General features: G+C 39.6%; 16 protein-coding genes. 8 read left to right on the top strand and 8 right to left on the bottom strand.

Features of this window, described 5'->3' with window-relative positions; translation table 11 throughout:
* Nucleotides 1-7 precede the first annotated feature (7 nt).
* From paaD to P767_RS0109705, 6 genes are read right to left on the bottom strand one after another with little or no spacing between them, the layout of a single operon-like run.
* Nucleotides 8-505 carry a 1,2-phenylacetyl-CoA epoxidase subunit PaaD gene (gene paaD / locus P767_RS0109730; RefSeq protein WP_026764349.1) on the bottom strand — a complete coding sequence of 166 codons (498 nt, stop codon included), beginning with the start codon at nucleotides 503-505 and terminating at the stop codon, nucleotides 8-10.
* Nucleotides 499-1,290 (bottom strand): 1,2-phenylacetyl-CoA epoxidase subunit PaaC, encoded by a 792-nt coding sequence (paaC, locus tag P767_RS0109725; RefSeq protein WP_026764348.1) that lies wholly within the window; start codon nucleotides 1,288-1,290, stop codon nucleotides 499-501. The genes paaD and paaC overlap by 7 nt, the downstream gene beginning before the upstream one ends.
* Complete coding sequence (paaB, locus tag P767_RS0109720) at nucleotides 1,290-1,658, bottom strand: 1,2-phenylacetyl-CoA epoxidase subunit PaaB (protein ID WP_084799904.1); 369 nt, start codon at nucleotides 1,656-1,658, stop codon at nucleotides 1,290-1,292. Before paaB ends, paaC begins: the two co-directional genes overlap by 1 nt.
* A 17-nt stretch (nucleotides 1,659-1,675) precedes the next feature.
* Nucleotides 1,676-2,617, bottom strand: coding sequence for a 1,2-phenylacetyl-CoA epoxidase subunit PaaA (gene paaA, locus P767_RS0109715; protein ID WP_037351716.1), 942 nt, complete (start codon nucleotides 2,615-2,617; stop codon nucleotides 1,676-1,678).
* Between the two features lie 6 nt (nucleotides 2,618-2,623).
* Nucleotides 2,624-3,697 carry a 1,2-phenylacetyl-CoA epoxidase subunit PaaE gene (gene paaE, locus P767_RS0109710; RefSeq protein WP_026764346.1) on the bottom strand — a complete coding sequence of 358 codons (1,074 nt, stop codon included), beginning with the start codon at nucleotides 3,695-3,697 and terminating at the stop codon, nucleotides 2,624-2,626.
* A complete protein-coding gene (locus tag P767_RS0109705; protein ID WP_026764345.1) occupies nucleotides 3,690-4,283 on the bottom strand; it encodes a TetR/AcrR family transcriptional regulator in 594 nt (197 codons plus the stop codon). Before P767_RS0109705 ends, paaE begins: the two co-directional genes overlap by 8 nt.
* 142 nt (nucleotides 4,284-4,425) lie before the next feature.
* Here P767_RS0109705 and P767_RS0109700 point away from each other — a divergent pair, with 142 nt between their 5' ends.
* The 4 genes from P767_RS0109700 to P767_RS0109680 all read left to right on the top strand — a co-directional run bounded on the left by P767_RS0109700 (nucleotide 4,426) and on the right by P767_RS0109680 (nucleotide 7,444).
* Nucleotides 4,426-5,349 carry a PfkB family carbohydrate kinase gene (locus tag P767_RS0109700; RefSeq protein ID WP_026750892.1) on the top strand — a complete coding sequence of 308 codons (924 nt, stop codon included), beginning with the start codon at nucleotides 4,426-4,428 and terminating at the stop codon, nucleotides 5,347-5,349.
* Between the two features lie 177 nt (nucleotides 5,350-5,526).
* Complete coding sequence (locus tag P767_RS0109695; protein WP_026764344.1) at nucleotides 5,527-6,516, top strand: aspartate-semialdehyde dehydrogenase; 990 nt, start codon at nucleotides 5,527-5,529, stop codon at nucleotides 6,514-6,516.
* Nucleotides 6,517-6,719: 203 nt separating this feature from the next.
* Nucleotides 6,720-7,001 (top strand): hypothetical protein, encoded by a 282-nt coding sequence (locus tag P767_RS0109685; protein ID WP_026764343.1) that lies wholly within the window; start codon nucleotides 6,720-6,722, stop codon nucleotides 6,999-7,001.
* Between the two features lie 32 nt (nucleotides 7,002-7,033).
* Nucleotides 7,034-7,444 (top strand): hypothetical protein, encoded by a 411-nt coding sequence (locus P767_RS0109680; protein WP_157611465.1) that lies wholly within the window; start codon nucleotides 7,034-7,036, stop codon nucleotides 7,442-7,444.
* On the opposite strand, the gene P767_RS0109675 is transcribed toward P767_RS0109680, so the two are convergent.
* Both P767_RS0109675 and ligA read right to left on the bottom strand, forming a co-directional pair.
* Entirely contained in the window at nucleotides 7,441-8,112 is a 672-nt protein-coding gene (locus tag P767_RS0109675) for a DUF2461 domain-containing protein (protein WP_026764341.1), read from the bottom strand. The genes P767_RS0109680 and P767_RS0109675 overlap by 4 nt on opposite strands.
* Entirely contained in the window at nucleotides 8,112-10,208 is a 2,097-nt protein-coding gene (gene ligA / locus P767_RS0109670) for an NAD-dependent DNA ligase LigA (RefSeq protein WP_026764340.1), read from the bottom strand. The genes P767_RS0109675 and ligA overlap by 1 nt, the downstream gene beginning before the upstream one ends.
* Before the next feature lie 98 nt (nucleotides 10,209-10,306).
* On the opposite strand from ligA, the gene P767_RS0109665 reads away from it, so the two are divergent.
* From P767_RS0109665 to P767_RS0109650, 4 genes are read left to right on the top strand one after another with little or no spacing between them, the layout of a single operon-like run.
* A complete protein-coding gene (locus P767_RS0109665) occupies nucleotides 10,307-11,017 on the top strand; it encodes an NUDIX hydrolase (protein ID WP_026764339.1) in 711 nt (236 codons plus the stop codon).
* Between the two features lie 43 nt (nucleotides 11,018-11,060).
* A complete protein-coding gene (locus P767_RS0109660) occupies nucleotides 11,061-11,936 on the top strand; it encodes a YicC/YloC family endoribonuclease (protein WP_026764338.1) in 876 nt (291 codons plus the stop codon).
* A gap of 28 nt (nucleotides 11,937-11,964) precedes the next feature.
* Nucleotides 11,965-12,438, top strand: a complete 474-nt coding sequence (locus P767_RS0109655; RefSeq protein ID WP_026764337.1) for a gliding motility lipoprotein GldH — start codon at nucleotides 11,965-11,967, stop codon at nucleotides 12,436-12,438.
* A complete protein-coding gene (locus P767_RS0109650; RefSeq protein WP_037351715.1) occupies nucleotides 12,435-13,409 on the top strand; it encodes a sensor histidine kinase in 975 nt (324 codons plus the stop codon). The genes P767_RS0109655 and P767_RS0109650 overlap by 4 nt, the downstream gene beginning before the upstream one ends.
* The last annotated feature ends 2 nt before the right edge of the window (nucleotides 13,410-13,411 follow it).

The raw sequence follows: 13,411 nt of genomic DNA, 5'->3' as shown, positions 1-13,411 counted from the left end.
AAAAACTTTAATGGCATTTAAAATAATCAAAGGGTTCCTTGCACTCTTCGCATTTAAACAAAGCTTTGCAAGCGGTGCTTCCGAATTGTGAAACCAATACAGTATGGGTCGATTGACATTGCGGACAGGGAACAATTAAATCTTCCAGGTAAGCAGCGTCAATGCTTTTGCCCACAGGGGGAGCAATGCCGTAGGCTTGTAATTGCTGCTTCCCTTTTTCGGTCATCCAGTCGGTGGTCCATGCAGGCGATAAAATGGTTTTGATAGTTGGTTCATATCCTGCTCCCAACAAAGCCATTCTGATTTGCATAGCAATCATGTCCATGGCCGGACAACCTGTGTAAGTAGGCGTAATGGTAACCCTTACTTGCCTGCCTTCAACATCAACAGCAACAGCTCTGATCACCCCCAAATCTACCACAGACAATACGGGCACTTCCGGATCCATAACGGTTTCCAGAATTTGCCATATTTCGGCATGTTGAGTTGTGGCTGAATTTACCATTCGCTGTTGGGATAAGCTCTTTGTAAATATTGCATTTCTGCCAGAATATATCCTAAGTGTTCTGTATGCATGCCTATGGCACCTCCTTTCTGTACAAATGTTTTGGCAGGAATAACCAGGCCTGCTTCTTCAAAAATGGCTGAAACTTTTTGGTTCCAGGCAGTCTGAATGGCAGCATAGTTCAGGCAAGCAGCAGTAGCATATTCAGGTTGAATAAACAACTCGCCAGTAAAAGCCCAGATAGCATCAATGGCATTTTGCATGCGACGCTTGCTTTCTTCTGTTCCATCGCCCAGACGCAATACCCAATCCTGACTCCACTTTACATGATAGCTGATTTCCTTGATGGATTTTTCTACAATAGCAGCAACCTGTGGGTCTTCGTGTTTCAATAACTGATTAAACAATTCCAGTTGAAACTGACTCAGCAAAAACAAACGCAAAGTGGTTTGTGCCCAGTCTCCGTTTGGTATTTCCGTAATCAACAGATTTTTAAATTCAACCACATCTCTTAGATAAGCAAGGCTGTCTTCGGTTACGGGCAAACTGATATCCTTGCCTGTTTGTGTAAGTTGAATTGTATCTGCATGCTGGTTGATTAATTCAGCTGCGTGCTGGTATACATTTCTCGCCTGTCCAATATAGTCCAGCGCAATATTGGTTATGGCAATATCCTGTTCTAATATAGGTCCATGTCCGCACCATTCACTGTTTCTGTGTCCAATAATCAATGCATTGTCTGCAAGGTGAAGTAAAAAATCTATCTCGTTTTTCGTAGTTGCCATTACATGTATTTTACTTCATCAGGTAAATCATAAAATGTGGGATGTCGGTACGCTTTATCGTTGGCAGGATCGTACAATGCTTCTGCTTCATCCGGATTACTGGCATGAATATGCTTGCTTTCTACTACCCAGATGCTAACCCCTTCCATTCTGCGGGTGTACACATCTCTTGCATTTTCAATGGCCATGGCAGCGTCGGAAGCGTGTAAGCTACCTACATGCTTATGATCCAGGCCTTGTTTACTGCGAATGAACACTTCCCATAAAGGCCATTCCGCCTTATTGGTTTGCTGGGTAGAAATATCAGCGGCTCCGTTTTTGCTTTCGCCGTAGTCGCCGTAGTAAAGTTTATGTATTAGAAAGCTCATATTACTTGGTTTTAATGTTAAGCTGCTGCTTGTTTTTGTTTCGCCTTTTTATTGGCATAAGCTAAAGCTGCATCCCTTACCCATGCACCTTCTTCCCAGGCTTTTTTACGCGCATCCAGTCTTTCCTTATTGCAGGGACCATTTCCTTGTACTACTTGCCAGAACTCATCCCAATTGATTTCACCAAAATCATAGTGTCCTCTTTCCTCGTTCCACTTTAGGTCCTTATCGGGTAAAGTAAAGCCCAGTACTTTTACTTGCTCTGCACAAACGTCTACGAATTTTTGTCTGAGTTCATCGTTGCTGAAACGTTTGATTTTCCATTTCATGCTTTGAATGGTATTAGGACTTTCGTCGTCTTTGGGGCCGAACATCATCAGGCTTGGCCACCACCAACGGTTGATGGCGTCCTGTGCCATTCTTCTTTGTGCTTCTGTTCCCTTGCTTAATACATACAGGATTTCAAAACCCTGACGCTGGTGAAAACTTTCTTCTTTACAAACCCTTACCATAGCACGTGCATAAGGACCAAAGCTGGTTCTGCAAAGCGGCACCTGATTCATAATAGCTGCGCCGTCTACCAGCCAGCCAATTACACCCATATCTGCCCAGCTTAAGGTTGGATAATTAAAGATAGAAGAGTATTTGGCTTTACCGGTATGCAATTGCTCATACATCTGATCCCGGGTAATACCAAGGGTTTCAGCCGCACTATATAAATACAATCCATGACCTGCCTCATCCTGCACTTTCGCCAATAAAATGGCTTTCCTTCTTAACGATGGGGCACGGGTAATCCAGTTCCCTTCGGGAAGCATACCGATGATTTCGCTGTGTGCGTGCTGACTGATTTGTCTGATCAAGGTCTGACGATACTTTTCTGGCATCCAGTCTTTTGGCTCAATTCTTATTTCACGATCAACCTTGTCCTGAAAGATTTTTTCGAAGTCTTGTTCCATAATTATTTATTTAACATCAAAGTCAATGAATACATTCTCTGTTCTCGGATGAGACTGGCAGGTTAATATGAACCCGTGTTCTATCTCTTCCTGTTCTAATCCATAATTCACATCCATATCTACTTCACCTTCTATCAGCTTTGCCTTGCAGGTACAACAAACACCACCTTTGCAGGCATAGGGGAGATCAGCACCATTTTTTAAGGCGGCATCTAAAATGCTTTCTCCTTCAAAACTAAGATCAAAGGCAAAAGTGATACCATCCTGTTTAACAGTTATATGGCTTTTTACCTCTTTGCTGGCATTCGTTGAATCAGTTGTTTTTTTCTTTGCCTTTGCACCGGTAGTAAATAATTCAAAATGAATTTTTTTGGAATCAACGCCACTTTCTTCCAATGCCTGTTTAACGCCGAAAATCATTTCTTCGGGTCCGCATAAAAAATAGGCAGCTACTTTTTCGGGCTGTAATAAGGTATTCCAAAGCTGTATACATTTTTCCTGATCAATTCTTCCGAAATGAATAGGCGCATCTGTTTTTTCACGGGATAAAATATATACAATGCTGAATCGGCCCATGAACTTATTTTTTAAAGCTTCCAGGGCTTCTTTAAAAATGATGCTATGCCGATTTCTGTTTCCATAAATCAGCGTAAAGCTGCTATCCGGCTCTGTTTGCAGGGTTGTTTTGATAATGGAAAGAATAGGAGTAATGCCACTGCCAGCTGCAAATGCAACGTACTGATTTTTAGCAGTTGGATTGAGCGGAGTAAAAAATTTCCCCTGTGGAGGCATTACTTCCAAAGCCATTCCTTTTGCCAGAGACTCATTGGCCCAGGTAGAGAATAAACCTCCGTTTACTTTCTTAATGGCTACTCTTAATTCATTATCGAGCGGACTACTGCAAATGGAATAGGATCTTCTGGCTTCTTCTCCGTTTATGTCTTGCTTTAGGGTAATATACTGACCCTGTGTAAATCTGAATTTTTCCTGCAAGGAAGAAGGCAGGTCAAAAGCTACAGAAACACAATCTGGTGTTTCTTTTCTTATCTCTTTAACTGTAAGTGTTTCAAACTTAGTCATTCTTTAATCCTCCTACCAAAATGGTAATCATATTACTGGTTAGTGCATCTGCATCAATTTTCTTTGTAGAACGATGCCAGCTTTCAATACCACCTATGGCATGCAGAATAATCAATACTGCCGTGGGCGCATCAATTGCTTTTATTTCCTTATTTCTGATTCCGGTTTCAATGATGGCAGCAAAACGCTTGCGATACATTCTTCGCTGGTTTTGAAAATTAGAGAGGTAAGGGTCTGATAAATGTTTCCACTCTCTGTCGCTTACATAAACCTCTTCGTAGTGATTAATCATTTCGTTGATATGGAATCTTACCAGTTCCTCAACTTTATCAATGGAATTGGTCTTTTTGGCTTCCACCTGATCCATATGATGCATGAAACGGTTTGCCACACCAAAGCAGAGTTCATGTAATAATTCTGTTTTGGATTTGATATGATTATACAAGCTGGCAGCTTCTACCCCTACTGCTTCTGCTAAGTCTCGCATGCTGGCAGCTTTAAATCCTTTTTCTCTGAATAAGGAAGCCGCTTTACTAACGATTACCTCTTTGCGGCTGGTGTTTTTTTCAATTTTTATTCTGGCCATGGAACGAAGATAATATACTAACATGTGTTAGCAATGATTTGTCTAAAATTATCTTGCCCTGTTAGTTTATTGGCTAAACTGCTTATTTGAGTGGATTAGCCGATAAACCATTAATTTCGCAGCCGTATCATAAATTATAATTATGTCTTTAGTTGTTGTAGGATCCATGGCTTTTGATGCCATTGAGACCCCCTTTGGTAAAAGTGATAAGATTATTGGCGGTGCAGGTACCTATATTGCCTGGTGCGCTTCCAATTATACACCTGTTAAACAGATTTCTGTAGTGGGTGGCGATTTTCCTCAGGAGGAACTGGATAGCCTTACTGAAAGAAATGTAGACCTGGAAGGAGTTCAGATTAAAAAGGATGAGAAGACTTTTTTCTGGAGTGGCCGTTACCATATGGACATGAATACCAGAGATACTTTAGATACCCAGCTAAATGTATTGGGAGATTTTCAGCCTGTAGTGCCCGATAGTTATCAGGATTGCGAGTTTTTGATGCTCGGCAATCTAGCTCCCGCCGTACAAAGAAGTGTAATTGAGCAGCTAAAAAACAGACCGAAGCTGATAGTAATGGATACCATGAATTTCTGGATGGAAATTGCCATGGACGACCTGAAGCAAACATTGGCGATGGTAGACTTACTGATGGTGAATGATAGTGAAGCCCGTGAATTAAGTGGTGAATATTCATTGGTTAAAGCGGCTGCTAAAATCATGAAAATGGGCCCTAAATATTTAATTATTAAGAAGGGGGAGCACGGGGCGCTCTTATTCCACGGAAATCAGGTGTTTTTTGCACCGGCTTTACCACTGGAAGAAGTGTTTGATCCAACAGGTGCAGGGGATACATTCGCTGGTGGATTTATAGGACATATTGCGAAAACCAAAGACATTTCTTTTGAGAACATGAAAACTGCCATTATCGTGGGTAGTGCAATGGCTTCTTTCTGTGTAGAAAAATTTGGAACCCAGCGTTTAAGAGAAATCAACAAGGCAGATATTGATTCCAGACTGGATGAGTTTGTTCAACTGGTTAATTTTGATATTGAGTTGGGCAATTAATTGAAAGATTGTAAATTCGTTTTGAATGAGCATTATTAAAAACATAAAACGTAACAAGAAACCACGCTAAGCAGAAGGTGTTTGTATGTTTATGTTTCAATCATATTAACGGGCCTTCCAGATTTGGAAGGCCTTTTTTGTATAACCAAAACCCCGAGAGGGAAGGAGAATTAAAAAATGAAAGTAGCTGTTGTTGGCGCAACGGGTTTAGTAGGAACCAAAATGTTGCAGGTATTGGCTGAAAGAAATTTTCCGGTATCTGAAATTGTACCGGTAGCATCTGAAAGATCCGTAGGTAAGGAAGTAAGCTTTAAAGGGAAAGCATATAAAGTAGTAAGTATGGCGGATGGTATTGCAGCAAAACCTGCCGTAGCCATTTTTTCTGCTGGTGGCAGTACTTCTCTGGAATGGGCCCCTCAATATGCAGCAGCTGGAATTAAAGTGATTGATAACTCTTCTGCCTGGAGAATGGATCCCACAAAGAAACTGGTTGTTCCTGAGGTTAATGCTTCGGCCTTAACTGCTGAAGATTTCATTATTGCCAATCCCAATTGCTCTACCATTCAGATGGTGGTTGCCCTACAGCCGCTTCATGCAAAATATACCATTAAGCGTGTGGTAGTAAGTACCTATCAAAGTGTAACTGGTACTGGAAAAAAAGCGGTAGACCAATTGTTTAATGAGCGCAAAGGAGTGGAAGGTGAAATGGCTTATAAATATCCCATAGATTTAAATGTAATTCCTCAGATTGATGTTTTTCTTGACAATGGATATACCAAGGAAGAAATGAAAATGGTGTTGGAAACCAAGAAAATCATGCAGGACGATTCTATTCGTGTAACGGCTACAACGGTTCGCATTCCTGTTATTGGTGGACATAGTGAATCTGTGAATATTGAATTTGCCAATGAATTTGATGTAGCTGAAGTAAAAGCATTGTTGGCAACTGCTCCGGGTGTTATTGTGCAGGATGATTTGCCCAATCAGATTTATCCAATGCCATTATGGGCACATGAAAAAGACGAAGTATTTGTAGGCAGAATCAGAAGAGACGAAACCCAGGAGAAGACCCTGAATATGTGGATTGTAAGCGATAACCTAAGAAAAGGTGCGGCTACCAATGCTGTTCAGATTGCTGAATACATGGTTGCCAACGACCTTTTATAAATTTTGCTGAATGCGCAGATTCCGATTACTATGGTTTTGCCTGCTGTTAGTGTGTATGGGTTGTGGTACCCGTTTGTTTACTTATCAATCAAGTGAAACAGGAACAAAAACTGGATCAAAGATTACAGGTGAACAATTCTATCAGCAGGCAATGACCATGCAATGAAAGCAACGGGATTCTTTTACATTGGCAGCATCATTTAATGATTGAAGGTCAGCGAAAAGGTCAAGAGGGCTTAATCAGTGGCATCAAAAAAGATGTTGTGATTTCAGATCTGCTTATGCGTTCTACAAAACAGCATCGGGTTGCTATTTATGGCTGGCATCAGTTGAATGGAAAACCCATACAGCCTTTGTATACGGGTCATGTAGACTGGTATCTGATGAAGCATTTTCAGACGGAACCAGATATTAATTATTTTAGGGGAAATTCAATCTATTATTTATGCGAGTATTCCTATTTTTATCAGCTTTGTTATTGTTGATAAGCTGCCAAAATCAAACAAAGGATGCAGCAGTGAAATCAGATACTGTGGTTGTTAAGCAGGATACCATTTCAGAAATTCGCATCAGTCCTTCATCCAAACCTGCAGCTACCTATAGTGTTCCGGTAGATGATGGCATGGGCAATATGAATAACTGGAAATTTGCGGTAAATATTTACGAAACTTCTAAAACCTTTGAGTACAAAGTTAATATTCAATACAAGGAGATAAGATCCTCTGAGATTGTGCAAATTCCCAACTTTAATATATTACCTGTTGTTGCTATTCAGCCAGGTAAAAATCCTATGTCGTGCATCATTGGGTTCAATGATGCAAAAGGAACTTTTAAGGATTATGTACAGGTAAGCGTTTCAAACGACCAGTTGAAGTTCAAGAAGATTAACAATTACAAAGTTCGTAAGTACAGTACACCTGTTAATTAGTCTTCCATCCCCCGGTTCAAAAATTGTAGCAGGGGCTTCATGGTTGCAAATGCAGTCACTATCTTTTTTACTAAATCTTCCTGTGTCAGTTCTGCATCGCTGATGGGAACAGATACAATGAAATTTTTTAATTTAATGTATTCAATGGCAGGATTATCTTTTTCATAACCCTTGGGTTCTCTGATAAGCGACATGCCTTCTTCTCTGGACAAATCTCCAAATAGCTTTTTGAAATTTTTATTGCCAAGGATACCCTTGAATTCTTCCCAGTTATAATCTATTTCCTGCCTTACTTTTTTAATCTGATCGGGTTCTCCCCCGTATAAACCGCCCCCAATAAAGCTTTTACCTCCTGGCTCACAATGAAAATAATATCCAGCCATCCAGGATTTTTTTCCTCCTTTTACAAAATAGGCTGCCATATTGGTTTTATATGGATTCTTGTTTTTACTGAAACGAACATCACGGTTGATTCTGAAAATACAGTCCTTGTAGGTAAGTAAGGAAAGCTCTTTGTCGAAATCATTTGCTTTTGCCAGTATTGCATTAACCAGTTCAATGAAATCTGATTTTGCGTTTTCGTAAACGGAACGGTTTTCGTTAAACCATTCACGACTATTGTTCTTCTTTAACTGAGTTAAAAATTGAAGTGTTTTTTTATTCAACATTATTGTCTGTTAATTAATTCAATAAATTCCTGTTCGGTAATAATTTTTATGCTGTTGATTTTTTTTGCTTTTTCCAGTTTACTTCCAGCATCAGCACCAACTACCAGGTAATTCAGTTTGCTGCTAACACCACTTAAAATAATTCCTCCTGCAGCTTCTACTTTTGCCTCTGCTTCCGATCTTTTTAATTGTTCCAGCGTACCGGTAAACAAAAAGCTTTGTCCCTGAAGGCTTCCATCTGCACTCACTTCTTTTTTAATATTCACCAGCTGCAGACCCAGTTTTTCCAGTTCTTTCAGCATTTCCAAGTTCTGAGGGTTAGAAAAAAAGTGTTGAATACTTTTGGCTACTTTAATTCCTACATCTTCTAGTTCTAACAAGTCGAGTTCGGTTTTATTGGCAAATTCCATCAGGTGGTTAACTGAGTTGGCCAATGTTTTGGCAGTGGTTTCTCCAACAAATCGTATACCTAATGCATATATTAGTCGATACAGTGGTTGTTGTTTACTGGCATCGATGGCAGAACGCAGATTACCCAGGGATTTTTTGCCAAAACCGTCCAGGCTTGCAATGGAAAAATAATCGAGCTGATAAATACCCGGAATATCTTTCAATAAGCCTAGTTCGAAGAACTTTCGCACATTGGCTTCTCCCAGGCTTTTGATGTCCATGGCGTCTTTGCTTACAAAGTGTATGATTTTTTCTACTACCTGTGCGGTGCACTCAATATTAATACAACGCCATACGGCTTCGCCTTCTTCTTTAAATAATTCACTGGTACAAACCGGACAATTTTTAGGAAACTGAATCAGGGTCTCATTTCCATTTCTTAATTCCGGCAAGCTTTTTACAATTTGAGGAATCACATCCCCTGCTCTTTCAATTAACACCTGATCTCCGATTCGCAAATCTTTTTGCTGAATGTATTCTTCATTGTGCACGGAAATACTAGATACAGTAACCCCTCCCAGATAAACAGGTTTTAGTTTGGCTACAGGAGTTATTGCCCCGGTACGCCCTACCTGAAACTCAACATCGAGTAAAATTGTAGTTGCCTGTCTGGCTTTGAATTTGAAAGCAATTGCCCATCTGGGGTGATGAGATGTCATTCCCATTTTTTCCTGTAAAGTCAATTCATTCACTTTTATAACCATGCCATCAATTTCATAAGGCAGGTTGTCTCTGCTTGCTTCAAATGAGAGACAATAATCAATTACACCCTCAATTCCTTTTATAATTCTTTTTTCTTTTTGGGGCGATCGGAAACCCATGTCCCACAATAAAGAAAGGCTACCACCATGCGTTTCCAAAGCTTTGTCGTGCTGATTATTCAGGTGTGTAACATAACTGATATGGTATAAAAAAGCATCCAGATTTCTCTCTGCTACTTCCCTTGGATCCTTCATTCGCAGGCTTCCGGAAGCAGCATTTCTTGGATTGGCTAATGGGCTTAATCCCTTTGAAACCAGTTTCTGATTGTACTGTTCAAAAGCATTTTTGCTCATGATTACTTCGCCCCTGATTTCAATTTGATAAATACCTCTGCTGGAAAATGGTGCGTAAACAGGGATTGATTTGATTTGCTTTATATTGTTGGTAATGTCTTCTCCAGCAACACCATCTCCTCTGGTAACGGCCCGGACTAATAAATCATTTTCGTAATAAAGGGATATGCTGGCCCCATCAAATTTGGGTTCAATGCAATATTCAAGTAAATCGAATCCACTTAATTCCCTGGCTTTTCTGTCGAAGTCTTTCAGGTCATCTGCATTGTAACTGTTATCCAGACTTAGCATAGGAACCAGATGCGGTGTAGTTACAAAGTTCTGGTTCAAACTACTTCCAACTCGCTGTGTTGGTGAGTCAAGACTAATGAGGTCTGGATTGGCATTCTCCATTTTCACCAATGACTGATATAAAACATCGTACTCGTAATCTGCCAGCAAAGGCTCATTCAATACATAGTATCTGTATTCATGAAACCTCAGCACTTGTTTCAAAATAGGCAAGTCAATTTTGGGTGCCGTACTGTTTAGCCCTGTTAGTATATCCCTGGTTTGTTCCTGTAAAACTTTTGTCTGTTCTGCGGTGTACATAATGCGTCTTGAGCTGTAAAGATAGAAATTACCCAACAACCCTTAACTTTGTGTACTAACTACGCAATTGCAGGAGGTTACTCCAAACGCTTGGCCATATGAAGAAGAATTCCGTTAAAGCGGTACATAGTTTAGTGGATACTTATCCCAAAGTTCCGTTAACCGTGGACTGTGTCATATTTGGTTTTGAAGAGAGTAAGCTTAAAGTCTTGCTTATCAAAAGTGATTTGTCTATTTATCAGGGCAAACTTTCTCTTCTGGGAGATTTTGTTAAAAACAATGAAGATCTGGATGATGCAGCTTACAGAATCCTGAGAGAAAGAACAGGTATGACCAATGTATTTCTAGATCAGGTAAAAGTGTTTGGTAAACCCGACAGGCATCCAGGGGGCAGAGTAATTACAATTGCCTACTGTTCACTATTAAATATTCAGCATCATTCATTGAATATTCATGAAAATGAACTTGATTGGTACGATTATGATGCGCTGGAAGATATGGCTTTTGATCACAAGCAGATTGTTGACGAATGCCATAGCTGGTTGCAAAAGAGGATACAGGAGCACCCATTGGGCTTTAATTTATTGCCGGATAAATTTTCACTTCGTGAGCTTCAAAATTTATATGAAGCCATTCTGGGAGTTTCATTAGACAGAAGAAATTTCCGAAAAAAATTTGCTTCTATGGATTTGCTAATCGACACCAATGAAATGGAGCAGGACGTATCTCACCGTCCAGGTAAACTATATCAATTCAACTTTACTAAGTATGAGAAAAAGAAAAGAAAGTGGATTGGAATTGATTTTTAGCTAATCTGCTAATGTTCCTTTACTTTTACTTAAACAGTTTGGTATGTTATATTCAATGACTGGTTACGGCAGAGCAGAACAAGCCATCGGCGATAAGAATTTTTTAATTGAAATCAAGTCTTTAAATGGAAAGCAATTTGATTTGCGACTGAATATTCCTGCTTTACTGAAACCCTATGAATTTGATGTAAGGAACTTATTGAACGAAGGATTACAAAGAGGTAGTGTTGAATGTAATATTACCATTAAACTGAATGGGGCTAATAAGCCGGTAACCATTAATACGGATCTTGCTAAAGCTTATTTTCAGCCGGTATCACAATTGGCCAATGAACTGGGTCTGGCAACAGGGGATATATTAAGCACCATTTTGAAATTGCCGGATGTTATTACCCCATCCACTGAAATGTTATCTGAATCAGAGTGGAGTCATTTTGAAAATCTGTTGAAAGAAGCCATTGCTCAGCTGAATAATCACAGAAAGGAAGAAGGTAAATCCATTGAAGCTGATTTATTGGTCAGACTAAAGAATATAGAAGAACAGCAGCAACTTATAACTCAACTAGAGCCACTGCGCCGAACCAAAATAAAAGAAGGTTTAGTAAAAGTGCTGGAAGAAAATGTAGGTAAGGAAAACTACGATCCAAACAGACTGGAACAGGAGTTGATTTACTATATTGAAAAAATTGATATCAGTGAAGAGCAGGTTCGTCTGAATAATCACTGTGCTTATTTCAGAACAGTATTGAATGAAAGCGGTCTTTCAAAAGGTAAAAAACTGTCTTTTATTTTACAGGAGTTTGGAAGGGAAATTAATACTACGGGATCTAAAGCCTACGATGCCACCATGCAAAAAGCAGTTATTTTAATGAAAGATGAACTGGAGAAGGCAAAAGAGCAAATTTTGAATGTTTTATAGATTCAGCACAGTCTGTATCTTTGATAATATGGATTTAGCGAAAACTTTTCTGGTAGCAGGCTTGGCAATCATGCTTTTGAGCAGTTGCCAATCGAATGGGGTCTTCGAAAAAGTAGCTTTTTTTCAAAAACACGAATGGGCGGCCAGCAACCAGCCTGATTTTCGATTTGCTGTTACAGATACCAATGCACTGTACCATATTTATGCTGTTGTAAGACATGAAGACGCCTATAGGTATAATAATCTCTGGGTTCATTTCTCTACTCAATCACCCGGCGATTCAGCTAAAAAACAATTAATCAATTTGCGATTGGCAGACAATCGCAGAGGATGGCTGGGAACAGGGATGGATGATGTTTTTGACCATCGTATACGTCTTACCCAAGCACCTATTCATTTGAAATCAGGAACCTATAAATTCACCCTTCAGCAAGCAATGCGGGAAGATCCTTTGCCTTATGTTCTGAATGCAGGTATCCGAGTAGAAAAAGTAGCTAAATGAAAACGCTGAAGCCACCTAAATTGGCATTTGTAACTTTTGTATATTGGTTTTTACTTTTATACATGATTGCAGCGCTTGCCTGGTGGTTTATTGCCCTGGAAAAGCAAAATGGAATTCTGGCGGAAATAAGAATTTCAGAAATTTACAAAGACGATCCTGAATATATTAATAAACTGGCCCGTATTGAAGAACTGCGCAAACGAAAAACAGCACAGTACGTTGGAGAGGGGCTTACTTTTCTCGCCTTAATTTTAGTTGGTGCCGTTTATGTATACCGTGCCACACGTCGGCAACTTAAGTTTTCTGCTCATCAGCAGAATTTTATGATGGCTATTACGCATGAATTAAAAACACCAATTGCTGTTGCTCAGTTAAATTTGGAAACACTGCAAAGAAGAAAACTTGAAGAAGAAAAGCAACAAAAACTAATTGCGAATACGCTGCAGGAAGCAAACCGGCTGAACGCTTTGTGTAATAATATTTTATTTACTTCTCAGTTGGATGCAGGAGGATACAAGGTAAATTTTCAGCAAATCAACCTGACGGATATTGCTGAGACCAGTGTGGATGATTGCAAAAGCAGGTTTCCTGAAAGGGAAATCACCGATTCAATAGAAGAAAATATTTTCATTGAAGGAGATCCGTTTTTACTGCAAATGCTGCTGAATAATTTATTGGAGAATGCAATTAAATATGCTCCTAAGAATCTGCCTATTCATGTTACACTGGTAAGAAGTGCTAATAAAATCTGTTTGGCTATTGCAGATTTAGGTCCAGGTATTGAAGACAGGGAAAAGAAAAGCATTTTCGATAAATTTTACAGGAGTGGGAGCGAAAATACCCGGAAGGCGCAGGGGACCGGACTAGGCTTGTATCTCTGCAAAAAAATTGTTGAAACCCATAATGGCTACATTTCTGTGACAGATAATCAACCAAATGGAAGTATTTTTAAGGTCACATTTAAATCGTAAAA

This window comes from Sediminibacterium salmoneum NBRC 103935, assembly GCF_000511175.1.
GTDB classification, from domain to species: domain Bacteria; phylum Bacteroidota; class Bacteroidia; order Chitinophagales; family Chitinophagaceae; genus Sediminibacterium; species Sediminibacterium salmoneum.
Note: the sequence above shows the minus strand (reverse complement) of the source record. Positions and strands in the feature narration are given on the sequence as shown.

Bases quoted from the DNA above. Each gene is read 5' to 3' on its own strand.
- paaD (WP_026764349.1), bottom strand. From the start codon at position 505: ATGGTAAATTCAGCCACAACTCAACATGCCGAAATATGGCAAATTCTG.
- paaC (WP_026764348.1), bottom strand. From the start codon at position 1,290: ATGGCAACTACGAAAAACGAGATAGATTTTTTACTTCACCTTGCAGAC.
- paaB (WP_084799904.1), bottom strand. From the start codon at position 1,658: ATGAGCTTTCTAATACATAAACTTTACTACGGCGACTACGGCGAAAGC.
- paaA (WP_037351716.1), bottom strand. From the start codon at position 2,617: ATGGAACAAGACTTCGAAAAAATCTTTCAGGACAAGGTTGATCGTGAA.
- paaE (WP_026764346.1), bottom strand. From the start codon at position 3,697: ATGACTAAGTTTGAAACACTTACAGTTAAAGAGATAAGAAAAGAAACA.
- P767_RS0109705 (WP_026764345.1), bottom strand. From the start codon at position 4,283: ATGGCCAGAATAAAAATTGAAAAAAACACCAGCCGCAAAGAGGTAATC.
- P767_RS0109700 (WP_026750892.1), top strand. From the start codon at position 4,426: ATGTCTTTAGTTGTTGTAGGATCCATGGCTTTTGATGCCATTGAGACC.
- P767_RS0109695 (WP_026764344.1), top strand. From the start codon at position 5,527: ATGAAAGTAGCTGTTGTTGGCGCAACGGGTTTAGTAGGAACCAAAATG.
- P767_RS0109685 (WP_026764343.1), top strand. From the start codon at position 6,720: ATGATTGAAGGTCAGCGAAAAGGTCAAGAGGGCTTAATCAGTGGCATC.
- P767_RS0109675 (WP_026764341.1), bottom strand. From the start codon at position 8,112: ATGTTGAATAAAAAAACACTTCAATTTTTAACTCAGTTAAAGAAGAAC.
- ligA (WP_026764340.1), bottom strand. From the start codon at position 10,208: ATGTACACCGCAGAACAGACAAAAGTTTTACAGGAACAAACCAGGGAT.
- P767_RS0109665 (WP_026764339.1), top strand. From the start codon at position 10,307: ATGAAGAAGAATTCCGTTAAAGCGGTACATAGTTTAGTGGATACTTAT.
- P767_RS0109660 (WP_026764338.1), top strand. From the start codon at position 11,061: ATGTTATATTCAATGACTGGTTACGGCAGAGCAGAACAAGCCATCGGC.
- P767_RS0109655 (WP_026764337.1), top strand. From the start codon at position 11,965: ATGGATTTAGCGAAAACTTTTCTGGTAGCAGGCTTGGCAATCATGCTT.
- P767_RS0109650 (WP_037351715.1), top strand. From the start codon at position 12,435: ATGAAAACGCTGAAGCCACCTAAATTGGCATTTGTAACTTTTGTATAT.